The following is a 21,086-nucleotide window of genomic DNA, read 5'->3' on the forward strand; positions in this document are numbered from 1 at the left end:
AGCGATAATTAAAGTGTAAATAAAAATTAGGAGGTCATTTATATGCCAGCACCACAAGTGAATTGGAGAAAACAAGACAACTCAGGAGCTGTACCGTCTTGGAATATTGGGACCATTGATGCAGGAACACCTTCCTCTGATTTTGGAGTATTAATTTGGAATAACTTTGCGGGAACAACAGATTTATCTACTATGACAAACTGTACTATTACGACAAAAGATAGTGCAGGTGGTAATACGGGTGAGTTAGTAACAAATAAATGGGTTGAGGTGACTGTTGCATCGGCAGCTGAAACTGGCCGTACACCTATTGGAGGTAATTCTACTCATCCAATCCAGGCGGGAGGAAATTCAACGAATACTGATGGTACGTTTTCTCCAAATGCAAATGAAATTTTAGGTGTTAAAAATGATGGTAATAAAACGAATGCAAAAGGAAATTATGCAGAAGTTATTCTTCGTGCCAATGTCCCAGGTAACGCGACAGCAGGAAACGTAGCATTCTTAACACGTGTTGCATATCAGTACGTATAAAAAATAGTTACTTCAATGCAATGAGGTAGGGGGAAGCAAATTGATTTTACAAAATGATAAATATACACATTCTCCTGTGGCACAGGATTTTATCTGGGTGGCTGAGTATCCTGACGGTACTCATCTCCCAGAGTTTGATTTTAATACAAAAGAAGAGAATAGCTTTTATAAGATTGATAGAAAAAAGCTTTTCCGATTTGGATTAATTGGTCACGGTAATAAAATTTATTTTGAGCGTGATGGTATTTTCAATATAGCAGGTCATCGCATTCAATTCTTTTATGAATTTGATGGGAAAACCATACCTTTAAATGGTGATTTTAAGTATGACATTAACGATATTATCACATTTAAAGATGCGGAAGCATCAGGACTTGTGGCTGGTTTTCAGGGAAACGGAGTGTTATCGAACCGTATTACTCATTACAGCTTGGGTTATAAAACGAATATTAATGTAGAGAGTATTAATTTTCATTTTAAACCCATTGTAAAACTTCCACTTAATCAACCTGCCATGATTAATTTACGAATGGTAGCTGATCAGAAATTAGATGGCAAAGTGATTATAGTAAATAATGGACGAGTAGCTTTTGAAACTAAAGCGCCTCTTGAACCTAATATAGGTGGTGAATTGAATTGGATAATTCAGTAAAGTTAACAAGAGATCAACTTCTAAATATCCTTTATGGTACGTCTTATAACATGGATGGGAGTGTAGTAAAAGATACTGAAAAGATTCGAAACTACACAATAGAAGTTATAGATAAGAAAGTTCACTTAAAAACATTTAATATACCGGTTCAAATTTTAGTAGAAGATAAATGGTGTGATATTGAAAATGTAGTAAGTGATGAAGATTTAAGTCTAGTATATTCAACATTTCAAGAAGTTCATCTGGACAGTGAAATTATTTTAGATACAGATGATCCGACAGGTATTTCTGTACGAAGTCGTGAACGTGTTCGCGATTTATCTAATTTAATTTCTGAAGCAGGTATTGTTTTGCCACGGGAATTTACTTGGGTAGACGGGGCATCTGAAACAAGCGGCGTTATTATTTTACCTCAAGATGACTACGACAAAGTATTTATTGCTACTGATCCGGACAAAGATGGAAATCCTTTAATTGTCTTTATTGAACAAAAGACAGAAAAAGATCAAGAAAGACCATACTTTGTAAAAGAAAAAGGTAAGACATATATATATGTTGACCATTTCTCTGGTGGAGGGGGAACACAATCTAGTCCCTATTTAGTTGAGGATGAAAAGGATTTACATAATGTCCGAAGTAACTTAGGCGCTTACTACACGCAAACAAAGGATATTATTATGACTAGTTATCAAACTGGTTCTGGTTTTGCTCCAATTACTAGCTTTAAAGGTTACTATGATGGTGCGGGATATGATATTAAAGATTTATATATTAATCGTTCCCAATCTAATATTGGCTTATTTGGTGAACAAACCGGTGGAACTATTAAGCGTGTTCGATTAGTTAATGTAAATATCGTGGCCAATGGATCAATGGTAGGTGCTTTAGTAGGAAAGTCTGATGGAGATGTTGAAGATTGTGCTGTAATTTCGGGAACAGTTAAAAATGAGGGGAGCTCTGCTCAACATACAGGTGGTCTAGTCGGTTACCAAAATGCAGGGAGTATCATTAGAAGCTACAGTCATGCGGATGTGATGTCTTCAGGTAATAACTGTGGTGGTTTTGTAGGAACTGTTAATGGTGGATCTGTATCTCAATGTTTCTCAACAGGTTCTGTTACTGATTTAACAGTTGCTAAAAATGCTTCGAATCATGGGGGGTTTGTAGGTTCAGGAAGCAGCATATATTCTTGCTATTACAATCTTACAAAACAAGGCGGAGTAGCTAAGGGTGGAGGCAATGCAATTAATGAAGCAGACATGAAAAAAGCTTCTTCATATTCGTTTGATTATCAGAATTTTTGGTATGTTGGTGATTATAAAGTTAATAAGGGATATCCTGAGAATAGGAAGTTTATTAAGTATAGAAAAGGTAAAGGTACTTCAAATGATCCATTCCTAATTTATAATCAATTTGATTTAGAACAGGTCCGTCATTTCGCGGATAAACATTTTCGTATGGAAAATGATATTATATTGAACTATCCCAAGTCGGGTTATGGTTGGCTGCCAATTGGAATGGGGATGAGTAATTATAATAATGGCTGGTTTGCTAATGTTTTTGAAGGTAATTTTGATGGGAATAGTAAGGCTATAGGTAACCTTTATATGTATAGACGTTCATCTAGTAATGTTGGGCTATTTTACGAATTATCTAATTACGCTATTGTGAAAAATCTGACTATTATTGATGTTGACATGGAAGTTGGTAATCAATCAGGTATTGTAGTGGGTAAAATGGGGGATTATTCTAAATTAATTAATGTAAGTGTAAAAATGTTTAACTCATTTAATTATAAGGCTTTCGCTGGTTCAGGAAACGGAAATGGTTCGGGAGGATTGGTAGGTAATATGGGTGACGGAGCTATTATAGAAAATTGTCACTTCGATGCCCCGATTCAACAGCAAAGTGGGTATTTTGGAGGTATTGTAGGTACTACAAGTAAGAGAGCCAATATATCAAAATGTACTGTATCAGGTATTTTTGACCAAGTCAATGGTTATATGGGTGGGATTATTGGTAATATACCTTATATAGTATACTCTTCAAAAGGTAGTCAAGATATTATGGTGCAGGATTGCGTAGTCCATGCCGATATGCGTAAAGCATCTAGCTCTTCCGGTGTTGTTGGCGGAGTTCATTATAGAAAGCACGAGTATTATAATTCTAGTAGAAATAGCCAAGATGGGGTTTGGAATGTAAAGATTTCTAGAGTAATTATTACAGGTTATGCAAGAGCATCAGCTCTATACAACTCGACGTGTGATTATAATTATACAGGAGAAACTCCCCAAGTAACATATTTTATTACAGGTTGGACAATTGATAATAGCTTCTATAATAGAAATAATACTAGCTCAGGATCTTATAATGCACTCGAAGCCAAATATACACCAGAAATTCGACATCCTTCCACTTACGGTGCCTACGACTTCGTGAATATTTGGGCATTTGATGAAAAGAATCGAGATGGGGATCCCGTATTAATAAAACACATCCCACCAAAACTTCCGATTTTAGGTTTTAGAAATGAAATAGGCCTGTACTATACTGATGAAGCAGGTAATATTTTACGATATTTAGAATATGGAACTTTGGTAGCGGGTAGTACCTCTGAGGCTTATCCTGTATGGCTGCAGAATAATGCTGATTTCCCTGTTAAGGATATGAAAGTTTGGGTTGATCCACCTACAGTAAAACCAGGTATTACAGTCCAACTAAGTTTATCAAACAATCCTTTTGTACCTGTAGATGAAATACCTTTCCCTGGGACTATACCTATTGGAGACGCTAGACAGTTTTATATTAGGTTCTTGTCCGAAGTTACAGTTACAGAGGGTGGTACATTTGATATGAAGGCAAAAGCAAGTCCTGCTTAATGAGCTTTTCATCTCAATACAATGGGATTGGATGTGATTAGAATGGCATATCCGTTAAAGGGACTGACCTTACATTTACACTCTGCGTTAGCTAACCAAGGTTACTCACAGGGTGTAAATACAATCCCTGTTAATTCTTGGTTTGATTTAGCAAGAAAAGGGCATAACGGAAGTTTGATAAGTTTTAACTTTTCGCAAGATAAGACTTGGACAGGTATGAATATACTTACTGACCCTTATTCACTTTACTTTAACGGCCTTAACAATCACGTAGTAATCCCTAATCATTTGGAATTACTGCCAACAGACTCAGGTTTTACGTTTGAAACTTGGGTCAAACCAGTTAAGTCAGGTTATATCGCATCTTATGGTGCGGGGAGTGAACGAGGGTTTTCACTTTATTTTGACTTAGATACTCGTGAAATTCGGGTTCAAATAACGACAGAAACAAAGAAAATGTCTTTTGTTTTTGCTGAAGTTAACATAAAGGCTTGGCAACATGTAACTTTGCTGTATGATGGGGAACGCTTATGGGGGATGATCAATGCAGCTCCGCAGGGCTTTAGTTTACCTGTATTAGGAGAATATATTAATACAAAGGCCCCATTAGTATTAGGTAAATCATCAACAGCAAATAATAGTTATTTTGAAGGGAATATAGCAACTTTTAGAATATATCAAAGGGCCCTTAGTTGGGATGAGGTAACGAATAGTTACAATGCAGGTTTTCTTATTACCGACAATAAAAGTGAACTATCTTCTAAGGGATTAGTATTATGGCGTGATGAGATAGAAGCTACCTTAAATGTAAGCATGATGTCTCGAGCAACAGCAAAATATGAGACAGCCAAAGTAGATAGTCAAAATATAAAAGGCTTCATAGATATTATGAAACCTGAAGATATGATAAGTTCTATTATAATTAATCCAAGTATTAGAATAGCCGCTAACTATGAGATTGATAAATTTGGAGAAGACGATTTATTTGCTACAATTAGTGTCACACATTTCCAAAAAGATTTAAGATGTACATTGAATATCAATCCTATCAGTTATATGCGTTCTGAATATAATATGGAGGGTTATGGATCTAGCGATTTTAAATCAGAAATTAGAGTATGTACACATAATAATCTAATTTCAAATATATCTATTAACCCTTATGCCAAATTAGTAGGTCATTATGGGATTGATGAGCAATATATTTCAAGTTTACTCTCTGAAGTAAATGTATTGACATATCCTGCACATTTAAAATCAAACATTATAGTGAATATGAAAGAAATTCATTTGTCTGCTAAGTATGAAACGGACAAAGCTTCATATCATGATTTTAAAGGTGCCATTTCTGTAACATATTTTAAAGATTTACCTTCCAATATTGGAGTTAATATAAATGTAGATAGATTAGTAAGGGCTACATACTTTACTGAGCCTTCGTATTATAGTGATCTTTATTCCGAGATTTTTGTAATGGGTACGAATAACTTGGAATCAAGTTTACACATCTCTACTACTTCATATATAAGAGCAACCTATGGAGTAGATGGTATTACCATTAGAGATTTCCCTGCAAATCTTACTGTAAGAGCTGTACAGGAACTTCTCTCTACTATTAACGTAACGACCCGTTCATCCATGAGAGCACAGTATGGTATGTCTGGGATTATCATAGATGATTTGGTTTCAAAAATTACTATTACTAGTCTTTCAGAGCTCGATGGTACCTTAACGGTAGCTGTAAAAGGAATAATGTCTGCCAGTTATGAAATTTCTCCAATCTTTATAGCAGATTTACCTATGGATTTAGGGATTAAAGAGTGGAATGAATTATATGGAGACATGTTCATTAATTTGAAAAACAGTATGATGGCTACCTATGAAATAGCGCCTATTTATTTTGAGTGGTTATCATCTGAGTTATCGATTAGAGTAACTGAAAATTTACACTGTAAATTGTTTGTCTCTAAGCCATTCGTATTAAGGGCTAGTTATGGCATGATGGAAAGGCCGAAGTTTAATATGAAACTGTATCCGAATAAGGATGCATTTGTTCGTGAATTTTTTCCGAAATTAAACTATGGTTCAGAAACACAGATGTATATAGGTAGGACTGGATCACCGTTTCCTGAGAAATATCGTTCTCTTGTTGGATTTGATATTTCAACAATACCGACAGTAAATACTGAAATAGGTAAAGCTATTTTACGACTGTATTATGATGGGAGAGGACAAGGTTCTCAGTCTGTCCAGGTCACTGAAAGTAATAGTCAATGGAATGAAACAGGTGTAACGTGGGCTAATCAACCTCAAGCTGCAATAGATGGATTTTCCGTAACTAGAGTAATAGGTGGAGCAGCTAGATACGTAGAGTTTGATGTAACGCATTTAGTTAAGCAGTGGCATATATATGAAAAACCTAACCTTGGTTTCTTAGTGCGGGCAGTAGAAGAGTCCGAAAATTTATCTAGAGGATTTTATACAAAAGAAGCAATCGAGCGAAGACCAGAGTTAGAAGTTACATACTATGACATGCAGATATATTCTGATGATCATGCGTATGTTTCAGCAGAAATCACAATTATTCAGAATAAGGTAAAAGATTTAATTGGTAACATTCTTGTTAGAGATAATAAAGGATTTGGTAATCTAGCATCTAGTTTACATGTTCATCAACCTAGGGAGTTAGAATCCCGAATTTGGATTAACCATCCACAAATTATAGGTAGTATTGTATCTAGACAAAAAGATTTTAGTGAAATTCCTGCAAAAATAGCTATTAAAACAATAGGTGCATCTGACCTTGATGGTTATATTCGTGCCAATGAAATAGAAAAACGTTCGAGTATTTATGTTCTTTATAGAAATGATTTGAGCACTAATATTACCGCTCGTGTATGGGGGAACCCTATAGTTAATGGTGGGCAAATAGCCTCTACTATGAGTATTACTGAAAATAATAAAGTCTCTAGTGTTTATGTTCTTTATAGGGATGATCTCATTTCTAATTTTGATATAAGAGTAAGGTCTAATGATACTGACTTGCAAAATAATCTACTCATGGAATTTGAAATCACACGTAGTTTTGAGTTGTCTGGTAGTTTAGATGTTAAAGAGCGAGTTGAATTAGATAGTACAATTGGAATTAGGGTTGAAGAATGTACCGATCAACATTCTGAAATGTACGTTAAGTATAGAGTAGATTTAGAAGGTTATGGTAACATAGGAAATCCTAATTTAAAAACGTACATTAATGTTTGGGAGAAATCTTTATTAAATGGCCATGTAATTGCAAGACAAAATAATGAGAACAATCTTCCTGCGACTATTCATATTCCGCTAGGTGGGTGGGAGGAAATTCCTTCTTCAATTAATCTACGCATGATGTATGATGTTCCAGGTATTGTAACAGTAAACTCAGGTAATTTACAATCGTTTATTACGATTCCTATTAATGCGCAAAAAAATCTGGTTTCCATGTTAAATGCGCGAGTAAGAAGAAGCTCAGATTTAGACAGTATATTTGAAATAAATTCAGGTAACTTCTATTCAGAACTAACTGTAAGAGCTATAGGTCATATAGATTTTAGAGGTTATGTAAGAGTTAAACAAAATACTGAAGATAGGCTTCCGATTAAGGGGTATGTAAGGCCTTGGGTTAACTTGTTCTCTAGCATTACTGCTAGTAAGCCACGGTATAGAGATTTAGCCTCTTCTATTAGAATAAGACAAACTGGTGCAGTGATACTAGAAAACTCTATTGTAGTAAGGGTATGGGGTGACTCTTGGCTTGATGGCGGACAACTAGATGGAACAATAGCTATTCGAATATGCGATAACCAGAATCAAGAATCAAGTATTAGTATTAGACGAAGTGCTGAAATCGGATTAAATGGATTTATTCAAGCTAAACAAGTTAGTGATTTACCTTCCAAGATTGCCGCAAGACAAATTGCCTTAGCAGATTTAGCTTGTGAAATAGCTTGCTATGATCATTTTAATTTGTTCGGGAACGCTACTGTACGAGTATGGGGTGATTCTCAAACAGATGGTGGTTTACTTAATGGTGAAACTACCGTTAGACAGTCTTCGAATAGTAATCTTGTTGGTTTAGTTGAAGTATTTGAACATTACAGTGTAAATTCCACGGTTGTTATAAGGCAGAGTGATAAGGAAGATTTAAGTAGTAAAATTGCAGTAAGACGATCAGCTGCATATGATAAACTTGGAACAATAGCTGTTAGACAGTCCGATAAAAGTGACTTACAAGCTTACAATTTCTTTGTAAGACAAAGTGATGAATCACAGATATCGGTAACAGCTTTAATTAAGCGCGTTAGCAATTTAGAGAGTAGTATTGAGGTCGTAACAGCATATCCATATGCCTATATAATGTAAAAGAGAAAAGTAGCCTACCATTTCACTGGGTAGGCTATTTTTTATGATTAAATTCTTATAATTTCTATTGAATAAGATAATAAATTTATAAATATATGAATCATATAAATTCTTATGATTTTGTTGTAAGATCCAATTTTCATTGTCTAAAGAACTTTTAATGGTTTAATTAAAGTACCTTTTCTTAACGTATTGTATTGTAGATATTGTTTCTCTAAGAAAGGTGTAACCTTTTTATTTTTGAGTAATGTTAGAGGGAATATATACATTTTCTACTCAAATTCTTTAACAGCGTAAATATTTCCAATGTAGAAAGTTAGTTTTATGTATACTGACTTGAAATTGTTTTAACTTGTTTACGTAAGAAGCTAGATAAGCCTCAATGATAGAAAGTGATAGCTGCCTAAAGTTATAAGGATAAATGAAATAGGAATACGTTTTATCTCTGACAATATATGGAGATGGAAATTTTGAGTGTATTTCATGTGCAACATCTCTTTACCTTGTAATAATTCACATTAAGTTATGTCTAAGGTGGGAGAATTTCTAAAAGTAGGAGGCTATTATATATGCCTAAACAGAGAAAATACAATCTTGTTGAAATTGGTTTGATCAGTATAGCACTGTGGTGGGCAGTTCTATTGTTATCTCCCATTGCTACATTTAAAAATTCTGTTTACAGTACTATGGAGCAAGTTATGCCGGAACAGTTATGGGGCATGCAATGCTTATTTATATCTTTCTTCTTATTATATGGGGTGGCTACAGATAATAAGATTATTAGAAGTATTGGATTGTTAATTTCTATTGGATTTTGGACATTTGTTTCCGTTTCCTTATGGTTAAGTGATAGTGCTACAACAGGTACAAGTTATTTTGTTTGGGCACTTATGGCCGCAGGTCTCTATCTTAAGCTGATGAAAGTAGGTGACGGTTAATGAAAGATAGTTTAATTTCTGCAATTGCTTCTGTATTAGGCATGTTTATTACAGGAGGTTTTGGTTATTTAACTTCTAAGAACAAACCAACTTCTAACACCAGTATCGATACAAGTACAAACCGTCATTCTTTATCTGATGACGAAAGGCAGTTTCGAATTGAACTCAAAGATATGATGTTAACATATCAAAATCAGGTGAAAGAACTAACTCTAGAGGTTGCTAGATTAACAAAAGCGAACCTTCAATTAGAAGTACAAGTAAGACAATTAACGGCTCGTAATGAGAGTCTGGAAACGCAAGTGCATGAATTAACCACTGCGAATAGAGAATTAAAAGAAGAGGTACAAAGGAGACGCAATAGTATTACGGAATAAGGTGACTCCTTGGAAATCCATTCAGAATAATTAGTTATTTTAAAAACAAGGACTACCTCTATATGTTTTTATTTTAAATATATTTATTATTCTTAGTAAATGTTAAACCATTAAATATTCTTCTTATAATAATGCAAATCAAGTATTGCAATACGAGATTAATGTTCTTCGTTTTATTCAGGCATGAGGAGGTCTTGATGTGGGATTTAAGAAAAAATTTGAAATTGAAACGGATTATCTGGATGAAGGATCAACCAAGCGTCCTGGTAATCGTATTTATGTTCAATTTATTGTGGCACATGGTGTAGAGCATCCCAACTTAACAGCAAGAGAAAGTGTAGATTATTATCAACGTACACAGAATCAATCAAATACTGCGGTACATTTTCTCGTAGATGATAAACAAATTATTGAGTGTATACCTGCTGTGATACATGAACCAGAATATGCCTTTCATGTAATTTATGATGTTAATACTAGTAATGCATTATATGATACATGTGCTAATAATTCTGCCATCGGAGTGGAATTATGCTACGGTGAAAAAATTGATAAGGTAGATTCGTATAAGCGCTATGTTTGGCTACATGCTTATATTTGTTATAAGTTTGGACTAAATCCTCGCCGAGATATTATAGGGCATGATGTACTAGATTCTAAGCTGAGAAGTGATCCCACTAAAGGACTAGAATTTGTAGGTAAAAGCTTTAATCAATTCATTATGGATGTAGTAGACGAGTTTGAAAGTTGTACAAAGGAAACCAATATGATAGCTAAACAGATATCGGTCAAAAATGGAAAGTTATATACAATACGTGCAACTGATACGCTTCAGTCTTTAACCACACAATTTGGTATAAAAGCAGATTGTTTAAAAAAATTAAATCCAGAACTGGACATCCATGCATTGTATGAAGGACAAAGTATTTTAATCGAGCCAGGTTCACCTCAATTAGGCAAGAATTACATCAACATAGAACTAGAAGAGTATATGAGAAGCCCTCCTGTTCGACCATATCCAGGAAAGCCTATAAAACGAGGCGATAGGGGACGGAATATAGAGGCGATTCAAAGAACATTAAAAGTGAGTGTTGATGGCATATTTGGTAAGGAAACAGAAGAAAAGATCAAAGAGTATCAGCGTAATTCTAGTTTCTTATCTATTGATGGTGTAGTTGGTATGCAAACTTGGTATGCACTATTTTAAATTGGAGGAATAGAAAATGAATGACCTTTTACAGTCAATGCTAGAGAATGGAGCATTGTTAGTGATTTTAGCAATTCTAACAGAATCTCTTACAGAGATTCTAAAAAACATGATACCTAATAGAACTATTCAAGATCGTTTCACGTATCTGTTATCTATTTTTGTAGGTATTTCTTTAGCATTTGCTTTTAATTTAAACTTCTTTGACTTGAATGGATATGGAAAATATATATCCATTATATCTGCAGGATTATTGGCAAGTAGAGGAGCAAATTATGCGAATGGATTTTTGAAAAAATTTGATATTTTACGTTAAAGAAGGATGGGGTTAAAGTATGGGATATATTGTTGATATTTCAAAATGGAATAATAATATTAATTGGGCTGTGGCGGCGAAAAATTTAGATCTTGCTATTTGTCGTGTGCAATATGGTTCATTGAAACGTGATAAATTGTATAATCAGCATGTGCAAAAATTAGAAGCATATGGCGTCCCGCATGCAGCATATGCATATGGGTGTTATGTAAGTGTTAATGATGCAATTGTGGAAGCAAAAGATTTTATGGCACGAGTTAGTCCAAATGCTAGATTCTTAGTGTTAGATGTAGAAGATGATACACTCGCAAGTTGTGGACCAAGTAAATTAGCTGCAGCATCTCAAGCATTTATTGATACATGTAAAGCGGCAGGGTGGAAAGTTGGTTTATATGTAAGCCACCATATGTATGAAAAATATGGGTTAAGTAATATAAAAGCTGATTTTTTATGGGTTCCACGCTATGGCAATAAGCCGAAATATAGTTGTGATTTATGGCAATACGCAGACAATACAACAGGTGGGTATGTATCTGGAATTGGAAATTGTGATGTTAACCGTTTGAATGGCGATAAATCTCTTAAATGGTTCTTGGGAGAAGAGGAGAACAAACAGCATTATCGTATTTACGTTGGTGACTTTAATTCATCTGAATGGAAGAATGCTACTGTAAATAGAATAAAAGAAATCCTGCCTGGTTATGGTTTGTGGGAGGAAAATTTAGGTAATGACAGCTATAGGATTGTTGTGGGAGATTTTAATTCTAAATCATGGCTGGATGAAACATTTAATAAACTAAAGTCAGCTTTTCCTAGCTACGGTATGTGGATTCAGGAGCTTTAATAGATAAGCAGATTCTTTCAAATAAAGAATCTGCTTATTTTTATATATAGTTATATTGAATTTGATAGTAAGTAATAATTTCAATCTTCGATCAATTTAAATTATATACTCTCTTAATTTTTTTATTGTGAGCAGTTAGTGCATTCAGATAGGTTCTGTTCTAAGCGGCTTATAGCTTGTTGGCGGATATAATATAAAACCCGAGAGCTATACTTGCTTATATTATAACCACATACATCTAATAAATCTTTGAGTTGTTCTATATTCATTATACAGTTTAATTCTGACATTTCTTCTGCAATTAGTTCAATTTCACTTTCATATTTGGACAAACGTTTTGACTCAAAATTGTTATCTAATTTATTTTTTATGCGGTTTAAAGCACGATTAACTGTCATTGGATAGACATTTAATTTTTTTGCTATCTGTGAGTTATTGTTACCATCCATAATAAGATTGATCACTTGAGTTTCAAATTCGGATAAATCGGAGTTTTTAAGTAGATTTTCTACATAGATTTTATCCATTACTTTACTTTCATAACCTATTGAGTAATCCTCGGGTTCAAAGTTTTCAAGTGAATTTAAAGAGGTTAATTCTGAAGCGAATCGAAGAACATTTTCAATGCGCTCTACAGTAACATCAAGTAATATTGCTAATTCTTCAGCTTTTGGGAAATAACCTAGTTCATTTTCAACTTTCTCCATTTGTTTGAGTAGATCTACTGCACTTCGGCTTAATCGTACTAGTCTAGAATCATTATAGAGTAATTGATTAATTTCCCATATAATTGGCCGATAAATATAAGTTGTAAACTTAATTCCTTTATTAAAATCAAAATCTCTAATAGCTGTAATAACAGCTATATAAGCGTGTTGAAGTAACTCCTCTTCATCAACGTTGAATTTGCTTTTTAGGGATTCAATGCTTCCTTTGTAGTGAGCAATTATTGAGAAGAGAAATTCTTTATTTTCATATAAAAGTTCAGAGAGTAAATCAGAATCCTCTTGGCATGCTTTCAATAACACATTGTTATGCAAATCAGGTAAATTATCATTTCTAAGATCAATATATCTTTGGGAAGGCACTTTAATTCACCCCAACTCTATTAACAAAGAAAAAACTTTTGGTTAATTTTAGGATGTAAGATTGTGGTAACGAATCAAAGTATGAGTTTAACTTTAACTTATCCAAATTGAAATATAATAGCTTTATTAATTTGTCTTTTGTCATTTCTAAATCCTCCTGTTTGTTGAATCTGCATACTAACTGTCGTTATGAGAAGTTAATAGGTTGCGACGGAAAAAGTAGAAGGATTTAAAAAAGGGCAGGAGAAAATATAGGTTTATTGAGTGGATAAACGGAAGACACTTGTAAGTATCGAATTGAAGGTTAGCAAAAAACTATTTTCATTTTAGATTTTTAAAATCTTACAACTATTTTTAGGGATATTTCGATAGCTATTATGAAAAAGGAGGAGTAATAATTCTGTTTTATTCAAACAAAATTTCAGTTAAACAAAATTCAAAGCAAAGAAATTCTTTAAAGAGTAACAAAGCTGTTGAAAGTTTGCTTTTCTTAGGAGGTGAAGAAAGTGGCATTGACTCCACATGGTGATAGAATATACTGCGATAAAAAATTGGAGGATGTTATTTCTATTTTAGATGAAAACCTAGAAATTAAGATCGATGGAATTGTATACAATGTCATATTAAAGACAGGTGAATATAAAACTTATCATGAGCAATTTGAAAGTGAACTTCCTGAAATGATTACAACTATTTTTCGAGATAATAACATTCCTTTGTTTTGTAAATTAGGTGGGATATATGATTTTTCTAATAATCGTACTGTATTGGTGTTTGAGCACATGGATACAAAGAAACATCATGATATTAATTTAATTGGCGGCTCAGCATACAATTTGTTAATTGGAAAAGTATTAAATACGGAACCATTTGCAGATGGTACTTATTATAAATTTATGGAGATTCATAGCAATATTTTAGTGGTATATCCTGATATGTCTCAAATAATTTCTACAATATTAACAAGACAGTATGCAAGCTATACTCTTATTGGAACAGCTATTATTAGAAAGAGTATGTTTGACGAAATAAAAAGCTCTATTTATGTTGCAAGTGCATCGCGCTTAGAGGGAAGTATTTCAATTCGTAAATCAGGTACCTCTCATCTTAAAGGAATCATATCAATACCTATAGATGCTTCCCATGATATTGGCTCATTTTTAATTATTAGGAAATAAGTTCGCAACACTTTAGTTAAGTAAAACGACTATAAATATATAACTGTAAGGATAAATTCCATATCAAACTAATTAACTTATTGAAGCTTTAGAGTAAGATCAGGTGTAGATGAAAGATTATAATCTAGGAGGTATTTAAATATGAAAATAAATAAATTTAATGTTTCTGCGGTTTTTTATTTTAAAAGTGGTAATTCAAAGAAAGTTGATTGGCTGGAGGATAAGTTAATAAAAAAGTTAAAGAGTGAGACACAAGAAGTAACTGAAGGTCTTAGCTTAGAGGAAGCAGATGTTTTTTTTCAAAGTAAGTTTAAGGAATGGCAGGAAAATGGTACTACTATTATTCGAAAAAATGCTAAAGGTGAAAATTCTATCATATCCTTTGCAGAAGTTGAATATATGACCATGTTAGTTAGCTTAGCCAAAGATATCTCTCTAGCTACAACTGAGTTGAATGAAGATGTTTCTAAAGCAACAAGAAGTATTCAAGAACATCCTGCATTTAAAAAATAATAATGAACAGGGCAGCATCATTAAAAAATTACTTTATAGATTTGAAAATAAAGAGTTTTTCTTTTGGGAAGTTAAACAATATGACTATACAAAAAGCTAGAATTATTCTACAAAAAATTAAATAAAAAATTTTGTAAATCCTTATAATGAATGCGATACAAGAGGGAGGAGGATGAAATATGAGGGCAAAAGAAATTTTAACGAAGTTAGGCACTTTAGAGCAAAAGAGAGATGAGGTAAGTTCTGCTTTAATTGAGACTTCCTATAGAGAAGCAAAGTTAGTTTTGGAGGACTCTCTAAAGAAGTACCAGAAGAAAGTTGATGCTTTTCTTAATACAGAATTCGAGCCTTTATCATCAACAGCTTTTCTAATGGTTTCCCACAAGAATTTAAATCTCAACACGGGTGATCAAGTTCAGTTGAATGTAGAAGCTTTAACTAGTGATGGGGTTACAAGGAATGTTACTGCTGAACTTCGTCCGGCCATGTTATTTAAAGATATAGATAATTTATATAATAATAAAGGTTTAATTACAACGGTAGACATTAGTAATTATAAATACGAAGAACGAACAGTTGAAATAGTAAAGACTACCAATGGTTTTGGTGTGGGTGATGATAGAGAAACACAAGGATTACAAGTTATAGCAACGAATAAACGAAATGAATATCGAATTGTAAATTTAAATGGTGACTATTTAGGGATTACTTTCCAAACAGATGGTAAAGAAGAAGTTGGTGATAACTGGTTAATTTATGTATATTGGGCGAGTACAGGCACTACTTATTCTGTCAAAGATAAATATATAGCAAAGGTGAGCCCTGAAGGAATTGTAACAGGCCTTAGTGGAGGAACTACAGATATAGTCATTACAAATGGGGTGCATGAAGTATTTTTACCAATTACAGTCGTAGGAAATGAAGCCCCTGAACCACCAGCTATTACTTCTGTGAATAATATGGAAAGTGGAGTAGAAGTTAGATTTGATTATAGTACGTCACCTGATAGTGAGACTTATAACATTTTTGTAAATGGTGTATTAGTTTTAACAGGTGTTGAGCATTCACCTGCTAAATTAGATCATAACATTTTTAATGATAAAGTATCTGTAATTGAAATGACGGCAATTAATTTAGAGGGTAAAGAGTCTGAAAAATCTAATGCATTTCAATATAAACCATTAGATGAATTACCGACTACTTAAGATTTTTTAATGTGAATGTAAAAACATAGTACAGTATTTTTCATAAGGAAGTACGTATTATAGAAAGTTTAATATTTAAATTTGCTATAGAAAAAAATCGCAACTAAATTGATATATATTTCGACTACTATAATACCAGTATGAAATAGGAGAGGTAAACGATATGGAATTATCTAAGAAAATTAGTCGATTAGTACAGTTAATTCAAAGTGGCGAAAATTTGTCCATTAGTATCGACATTAATTCCGGACTTGCTAAAATTTGTGACATGGATTTTTCTATGGAAGAACAAAACAAAATTATTAATGGTCATATTGATAACACATGGCTGGTCCAATGGTTTAATTACTTGCGAAAGGCAATAAAAAAAGAATTAGAACAAGGTGAAAATAATGCCTTGAAACATGTAGATTTGCTTGAGGTACAACATTTGCAAGTAAGAGATAACATTGAGGGGAAAAGTCAATTGAATAAAAAGGCTAAGAATGCTTCTGAATCAGTTTCTAATAATGAGGCAGATATGAGTAGAAATCTTTATATTGCGGAGCTGGAAAAGAGCTATCGTAATATGGAGAATCGGCTTAAAAAAGCAGAAGATTATGTGAAATATTTAGTGAAACAACTAAATGTAAAAAATGTAACGGAGCAAAACTTACAGTATCCATTACATTTTTCTAATAGTAGCAACAAAATAGAAAATGCAATGAAAGTTAAGAATAAAGAGATTCAAAATGTTATTGATGCAATGAAAGATATTGAGGTACCTTATGGATCATTTATAAATCATCAAATTAACGAAGTGATTATAATTAAAATTCATAATGATTCAGGGATTAATTATATTGTATCAGGGGATTATGATTCAGCAATTTTAGTGTAGTTAATAAATGAGATTTAGAGGGTATGATTTTAAGGTTGGTGATAATTTAATATGCTATTAAATACATTTACAACGGATCAGTGGAAAAAGCATAGAGAAAACCTCGCTAGTAAGTTAAAGGAGATACATATCGAACATTCCATTAAGCGAATGGTAAGATATGATTCCACTTCACTTGGTTTACAAGATTACCATCTTTCTTTGGTATTTGATACTGAAAAAGAACGTCTCTATATTTGCAATAAAGCATCTAAAAGAATGATTGAAAGTACTTCTATAAGACGTTTGCAGGAAATAGAAATGGTGTTAGTAAATTGGTTAAAAGAAATGAAGGAAATTATTAAATAAATTTATATGAGGATTATGTTTAGGTTGAGGAGATATGGATAATAAAAAAGTTAAAATCTATAGATATTATAAGGGTGGAATTTATCTCGTTACTGGTAAGGGAAAACAAACAGGAACGGATGAAGAAATGGTAATTTATGAAGATGCTAAAGGAAATACTTGGATTGAACCTCAGAGTACTTTTATGGCGGATATTGAGGTATGCGGAGTAAAAGTTCCTCGCTTTGAGCATTTAGGTAATTTCTATAAAAGTAATTAAGGAGAGGGTTAATTTGTTAGGCAAGCGAAAATATATGGTTTCTGGTCATGATGCAGAAGGAAAATATGTAGAAAAAGAAGTTTGGGCTAGTTCTGCTCGTAATGCATTAAATATTTCTCAAGAGTGGAATGACGGTAATACATATACGGTAGCTCGTAAGGTTGGATGCGGCTGTGGTGGAAATTAAGTAGACATAAATGTATGCAAATATATAATTATTTTATATTAATATACGGTATAAAGAATTTATTGGCGTTCTTCCTTATAAATACTTTACAGGAGGTAGGAATAACATGTTTGAAATTAATACAGTTGAAGAATTTAAAGAAAAGATAGTAGAAGGGTTTGTTTTAGTTTATTTTTATACTACTTGGTGTGGCCCCTGTAAAATGATTACACAGGATATTAAGGAATTGTCAAAAGAAATTGACGATATTAAATTTATTCAAGTTAACGCTGATCAATTTTTAGATATCACTAAATTGTGTGAAGTTACTACGATTCCAACGCTTCTGTTTATGAAAGATGGTAAAAATATTGAAAAGAAAGTGGGATTTACTCCTAAGCAAGAAATTCAGGAGTTTATTGAGGCTAGTAAATTAGCAAGCCAAATGGAGGCTGAAGAGGAAGTATTAGAAAAAGATGCTTAAAGTGAGAAGAAACATGAAAAGGTAATACCACAAAGGTGTGTCATTTGACACACCTTTTCCTATAATGGGCTTACTATATTTAGTTAGGAGGTTACAATCGATATGCCTAAACTTAAAAGTATTATGAGATATGTTAAAGAAATAGATAAAATGATTAAAGATTTGCGTAAGGGTATGGCACATAGCCATCCATATTCAGTAGATGCTTTACGGCAATATGTAGATGAATTAGAAGCTATACGTGAAGTAATCATGGAATCAGGACTTGAATCTGGTGAAAACTTGGATACATTAATGTATAAAATCAGGGAATGTATAAGGGAGTGCGTGAGACCTTCTTATGCACGAAAACCACAAGTTTTACCTTATCCAAAACCGGATCCGTGGGTACCACCTGTTACAGTCACAGGGGTTAATATTATTTTCGTTGTGGATATTTCTGAATCCATGTTTGAAGGAGGGGGCCTTGAACCTGGAGGGCGTGTTAGAAACTTATTGGTTGCCACAGCAAATGAAATCGAACGTTATGCTAAAGCTGCTAAAATCCCATGTAAAGTATCATTAGTGGCCTACGCTGATCCAACAGACAGAGCAGGAGATAATAGACCGAACTTTTGGAGAATTCTACTGAATAAAAGTGTAGATGTACAAGGGTTAGCACAAGCATTTTCTGATATTGGTACGCTAACATTTAAGCGAGGATCGGATTTCCCTGAATCTGGTATGTCTGCAATTTATCATTCAATTGATCAAGTGATAGATAAAAGTGTAGTAAATGGTAAACCTGTAGAGAATTCTCTTATTCTTGTATCAGATGATAGACAAAAGTTAGAGGGCAGTAGCGAACCTTCACATCGCCTGTATAAAGAAGTTACATACGATCAGGTTGATGGGAAGCTAAATAGCCTTAAAGTATTTAATCGTTATGCATTAGTGCCTATGAAAACTATATATACAGTTCTTCCTGGAAGAAACGGACCTGGGAAAATAGGGCCAGGGAATTGGAATAGTCCTATCATTCCTTTCTTTAGACAGTGTAGAGAGTACTTCCATGTAAGTACTTTAAAAGATGTAAGCGATTGGATCACTTGGACATTAGATCCTACTAAGGCTCCGAAAAAAAAGTGAGGAGGAAGTGATAATGACAATTAGATTTGGAGATTTGTATGAGGAGATTTTAGCTATTGAAGATGCTATGCAGCGTATGAGAGATGATATAGCTAGTTCAGATTGTTCCTCTATTACAAAATGTCGTTTGGAAATAGAATTAGAGATGCTTGAACAAAAATTATATGAATTAGAACGTACAAATATAGATTTTGAATTATTAAACTTTGTTACAATTATAGAATCTATTGAAAGATGCTTTAATTGTATTGACATTCCAGGTGAATTATTTCATGATATAGCTCCTGCACCATATGATACAGCAAGCAATTGCGGAGGTAAAAAGAGACAATTATTACTTAAAGATATTGAATTAATTAAAGTGTTTGAGATGAGTACTAGAAAGCCCGATAAACGACCAAATGTATTTGAATTTGTTAAGAGCGCAATGCCGTATAAAATCCTTACAATTGCATCAGAGAAGTATATTGTATCGTATGACTCGTTACGTAATGGTATTGCGGTTAAAGGGTTCAATAGGCAAACAGGGGAGTCAGTAACGAACTTTGGAAATATTTCTAGAATTGATGTGAAATTAAATGATTCGGCGCGTCAGAAATATGGCGTAGAATGGGTAACTGCATGTAAGGTTTTATTAACAACACCTACACCAATGGTTAGTATTGCACCGTTATCGTTAGCTATTGATGGTAATCCGAGCACCATGCCTAGGGTTGAATATACAAATGAGGCAGAAGTTGAAATGGTATTTCAATTTTTTGTATAGATAATTAGGAACTATAAAGATAAAAAAACGTACAGAAGTGTACGTTTTTTTATTATCTCGTTTGATCAAAGTGGCAATTATAATGTTTAATTTATTTTCTATTAAATTCACCTAAAACGTTGAATTAAGGAAGTTGTTTATTTTCTGTTTAAATTGTTGATGAAATAATCTGTTCAGATCTACATCACTATTAGAAAACTCTTTAATTTCTTCGATTGAAAATGTACCACCCCAATATGGAGAGGTATGAATATCCGAACGGAATGTCACTCCTAAATGGGTAGAAGGAATGGCATTTAGCATGATGTTTGAAATTTCTTTTAAAACGTCTTGGGAAACATCTTGTGGTACATCAAAGATTAATTCATCATGTATCTGTAATACGATGTGTATATCATGCTCTTCAAGTATAGATTTGAAATTCTCCTGTAGCCATTCATCTCTATCTAAGCATTTTGTACCATCTGGCCGGGTGGGATAAAATAAATTTACCATGGCTTTTTTAACTTGTGTCGCAGACGTTCCTTGTATTTTAAAGTTACAACTTTGCCGTTTTATTTTCTCTAATCTCCAATCTGAATTTTTGTTCTTAAAGGTGGAAGAATTGGTAGCTTTTAATATTGTTTCTTTAAAACGTCTTTTTCTACCAAAAAAATCTTTTACATAACCATTGGTTAAAACTTCTCTATGTGTTTCAGCTTCCCATCTTAAAAAGTTGGGTAATTGTTTTTTAAATTGATTAATTAACGAGGTCGCTGCTACTTTTGTAATATTTAATTGATCAGATAAGCCGATTTCTGTTATACCATATAAGGTCACTTAAACCCCTTAGTTTCCTAAGGGAGTGGACTATACCTTAGCAACTATTTTAAGCTGCTTCTCACATTAAGCGAACTCGTTAGATTGGTTGTTTATTAACCGCGGAA

General features: G+C 33.2%; 21 protein-coding genes. 19 read left to right on the forward strand and 2 right to left on the reverse strand.

Annotated elements, in window-relative coordinates:
* Window positions 1–42: 42 nt before the first annotated feature.
* The 9 genes from AC1Q51_RS00045 to AC1Q51_RS00085 all read left to right on the forward strand — a co-directional run bounded on the left by AC1Q51_RS00045 (window position 43) and on the right by AC1Q51_RS00085 (window position 12,145).
* Complete coding sequence (locus AC1Q51_RS00045; protein ID WP_001111326.1) at window positions 43–534, forward strand: hypothetical protein; 492 nt, start codon at window positions 43–45, stop codon at window positions 532–534.
* Window positions 535–574: 40 nt separating this feature from the next.
* Window positions 575–1,186: a hypothetical protein gene (locus AC1Q51_RS00050; protein ID WP_090976074.1), complete on the forward strand. Its 612-nt coding sequence runs from the start codon at window positions 575–577 to the stop codon at window positions 1,184–1,186.
* Window positions 1,171–4,065 (forward strand): halomucin, encoded by a 2,895-nt coding sequence (locus AC1Q51_RS00055; protein WP_090976076.1) that lies wholly within the window; start codon window positions 1,171–1,173, stop codon window positions 4,063–4,065. The genes AC1Q51_RS00050 and AC1Q51_RS00055 overlap by 16 nt, the downstream gene beginning before the upstream one ends.
* A gap of 42 nt (window positions 4,066–4,107) precedes the next feature.
* A complete protein-coding gene (locus tag AC1Q51_RS00060) occupies window positions 4,108–8,463 on the forward strand; it encodes a DNRLRE domain-containing protein (RefSeq protein ID WP_492331289.1) in 4,356 nt (1,451 codons plus the stop codon).
* Window positions 8,464–9,032: 569 nt separating this feature from the next.
* The gene (locus tag AC1Q51_RS00065) at window positions 9,033–9,401 is read left to right on the forward strand and encodes a hypothetical protein (protein ID WP_046392586.1); all 369 of its coding nucleotides are present in this window, start codon (window positions 9,033–9,035) and stop codon (window positions 9,399–9,401) included.
* Window positions 9,401–9,778, forward strand: a complete 378-nt coding sequence (locus AC1Q51_RS00070) for a hypothetical protein (protein WP_000655296.1) — start codon at window positions 9,401–9,403, stop codon at window positions 9,776–9,778. Before AC1Q51_RS00065 ends, AC1Q51_RS00070 begins: the two co-directional genes overlap by 1 nt.
* Window positions 9,779–9,977: 199 nt before the next feature.
* Window positions 9,978–10,985 carry an N-acetylmuramoyl-L-alanine amidase gene (locus tag AC1Q51_RS00075; RefSeq protein WP_090976082.1) on the forward strand — a complete coding sequence of 336 codons (1,008 nt, stop codon included), beginning with the start codon at window positions 9,978–9,980 and terminating at the stop codon, window positions 10,983–10,985.
* Window positions 10,986–11,001: 16 nt separating this feature from the next.
* Complete coding sequence (locus AC1Q51_RS00080; protein WP_000998963.1) at window positions 11,002–11,301, forward strand: hypothetical protein; 300 nt, start codon at window positions 11,002–11,004, stop codon at window positions 11,299–11,301.
* 19 nt (window positions 11,302–11,320) lie between these two features.
* Entirely contained in the window at window positions 11,321–12,145 is an 825-nt protein-coding gene (locus AC1Q51_RS00085) for a GH25 family lysozyme (RefSeq protein WP_090976084.1), read from the forward strand.
* 122 nt (window positions 12,146–12,267) lie between these two features.
* Here the strand turns inward: AC1Q51_RS00085 and AC1Q51_RS00090 are convergent, their stop codons facing one another.
* Window positions 12,268–13,233 (reverse strand): sigma-70 family RNA polymerase sigma factor, encoded by a 966-nt coding sequence (locus tag AC1Q51_RS00090; protein WP_090976086.1) that lies wholly within the window; start codon window positions 13,231–13,233, stop codon window positions 12,268–12,270.
* A gap of 506 nt (window positions 13,234–13,739) precedes the next feature.
* On the opposite strand from AC1Q51_RS00090, the gene AC1Q51_RS00095 reads away from it, so the two are divergent.
* The 10 genes from AC1Q51_RS00095 (at window position 13,740) to AC1Q51_RS00140 (ending at window position 20,160) form a co-directional block, all read left to right on the forward strand.
* Window positions 13,740–14,411 carry a hypothetical protein gene (locus AC1Q51_RS00095; protein ID WP_090976089.1) on the forward strand — a complete coding sequence of 224 codons (672 nt, stop codon included), beginning with the start codon at window positions 13,740–13,742 and terminating at the stop codon, window positions 14,409–14,411.
* A gap of 141 nt (window positions 14,412–14,552) precedes the next feature.
* On the forward strand, window positions 14,553–14,924 hold the full coding sequence (locus AC1Q51_RS00100) for a hypothetical protein (RefSeq protein ID WP_090976091.1): 372 nt from the start codon (window positions 14,553–14,555) through the stop codon (window positions 14,922–14,924).
* A 179-nt stretch (window positions 14,925–15,103) separates the two neighbouring features.
* A complete protein-coding gene (locus AC1Q51_RS00105) occupies window positions 15,104–16,129 on the forward strand; it encodes a hypothetical protein (protein WP_090976093.1) in 1,026 nt (341 codons plus the stop codon).
* Between the two features lie 163 nt (window positions 16,130–16,292).
* Window positions 16,293–17,009, forward strand: coding sequence for a hypothetical protein (locus AC1Q51_RS00110; RefSeq protein ID WP_090976095.1), 717 nt, complete (start codon window positions 16,293–16,295; stop codon window positions 17,007–17,009).
* Between the two features lie 51 nt (window positions 17,010–17,060).
* Window positions 17,061–17,357 carry a hypothetical protein gene (locus AC1Q51_RS00115; RefSeq protein ID WP_046945444.1) on the forward strand — a complete coding sequence of 99 codons (297 nt, stop codon included), beginning with the start codon at window positions 17,061–17,063 and terminating at the stop codon, window positions 17,355–17,357.
* Window positions 17,358–17,391: 34 nt separating this feature from the next.
* Window positions 17,392–17,616 (forward strand): DUF1653 domain-containing protein, encoded by a 225-nt coding sequence (locus AC1Q51_RS00120; protein ID WP_000369000.1) that lies wholly within the window; start codon window positions 17,392–17,394, stop codon window positions 17,614–17,616.
* A 13-nt stretch (window positions 17,617–17,629) separates the two neighbouring features.
* Complete coding sequence (locus AC1Q51_RS00125; RefSeq protein WP_000900867.1) at window positions 17,630–17,803, forward strand: hypothetical protein; 174 nt, start codon at window positions 17,630–17,632, stop codon at window positions 17,801–17,803.
* A gap of 106 nt (window positions 17,804–17,909) precedes the next feature.
* Window positions 17,910–18,266 carry a thioredoxin family protein gene (locus tag AC1Q51_RS00130; RefSeq protein WP_046945443.1) on the forward strand — a complete coding sequence of 119 codons (357 nt, stop codon included), beginning with the start codon at window positions 17,910–17,912 and terminating at the stop codon, window positions 18,264–18,266.
* 102 nt (window positions 18,267–18,368) lie between these two features.
* Window positions 18,369–19,394 (forward strand): vWA domain-containing protein, encoded by a 1,026-nt coding sequence (locus AC1Q51_RS00135; RefSeq protein WP_090976098.1) that lies wholly within the window; start codon window positions 18,369–18,371, stop codon window positions 19,392–19,394.
* A gap of 13 nt (window positions 19,395–19,407) precedes the next feature.
* Window positions 19,408–20,160, forward strand: coding sequence for a hypothetical protein (locus tag AC1Q51_RS00140; protein WP_090976100.1), 753 nt, complete (start codon window positions 19,408–19,410; stop codon window positions 20,158–20,160).
* Window positions 20,161–20,271: 111 nt separating this feature from the next.
* Here the strand turns inward: AC1Q51_RS00140 and AC1Q51_RS00145 are convergent, their stop codons facing one another.
* Window positions 20,272–20,979, reverse strand: a complete 708-nt coding sequence (locus tag AC1Q51_RS00145; protein ID WP_090976102.1) for a DNA polymerase — start codon at window positions 20,977–20,979, stop codon at window positions 20,272–20,274.
* Window positions 20,980–21,086 lie beyond the last annotated feature (107 nt).

The organism is Bacillus sp. MT94 (assembly GCF_058792475.1).

What these genes read in the sequence shown, in the direction of transcription:
- AC1Q51_RS00045 (WP_001111326.1), top strand. Translation starts at nt 43, where the DNA reads ATGCCAGCACCACAAGTGAATTGGAGAAAACAAGACAACTCAGGAGCT.
- AC1Q51_RS00060 (WP_492331289.1), top strand. Translation starts at nt 4,108, where the DNA reads ATGGCATATCCGTTAAAGGGACTGACCTTACATTTACACTCTGCGTTA.
- AC1Q51_RS00065 (WP_046392586.1), top strand. Translation starts at nt 9,033, where the DNA reads ATGCCTAAACAGAGAAAATACAATCTTGTTGAAATTGGTTTGATCAGT.
- AC1Q51_RS00070 (WP_000655296.1), top strand. Translation starts at nt 9,401, where the DNA reads ATGAAAGATAGTTTAATTTCTGCAATTGCTTCTGTATTAGGCATGTTT.
- AC1Q51_RS00080 (WP_000998963.1), top strand. Translation starts at nt 11,002, where the DNA reads ATGAATGACCTTTTACAGTCAATGCTAGAGAATGGAGCATTGTTAGTG.
- AC1Q51_RS00085 (WP_090976084.1), top strand. Translation starts at nt 11,321, where the DNA reads ATGGGATATATTGTTGATATTTCAAAATGGAATAATAATATTAATTGG.
- AC1Q51_RS00100 (WP_090976091.1), top strand. Translation starts at nt 14,553, where the DNA reads ATGAAAATAAATAAATTTAATGTTTCTGCGGTTTTTTATTTTAAAAGT.
- AC1Q51_RS00105 (WP_090976093.1), top strand. Translation starts at nt 15,104, where the DNA reads ATGAGGGCAAAAGAAATTTTAACGAAGTTAGGCACTTTAGAGCAAAAG.
- AC1Q51_RS00110 (WP_090976095.1), top strand. Translation starts at nt 16,293, where the DNA reads ATGGAATTATCTAAGAAAATTAGTCGATTAGTACAGTTAATTCAAAGT.
- AC1Q51_RS00115 (WP_046945444.1), top strand. Translation starts at nt 17,061, where the DNA reads ATGCTATTAAATACATTTACAACGGATCAGTGGAAAAAGCATAGAGAA.
- AC1Q51_RS00120 (WP_000369000.1), top strand. Translation starts at nt 17,392, where the DNA reads ATGGATAATAAAAAAGTTAAAATCTATAGATATTATAAGGGTGGAATT.
- AC1Q51_RS00130 (WP_046945443.1), top strand. Translation starts at nt 17,910, where the DNA reads ATGTTTGAAATTAATACAGTTGAAGAATTTAAAGAAAAGATAGTAGAA.
- AC1Q51_RS00135 (WP_090976098.1), top strand. Translation starts at nt 18,369, where the DNA reads ATGCCTAAACTTAAAAGTATTATGAGATATGTTAAAGAAATAGATAAA.
- AC1Q51_RS00140 (WP_090976100.1), top strand. Translation starts at nt 19,408, where the DNA reads ATGACAATTAGATTTGGAGATTTGTATGAGGAGATTTTAGCTATTGAA.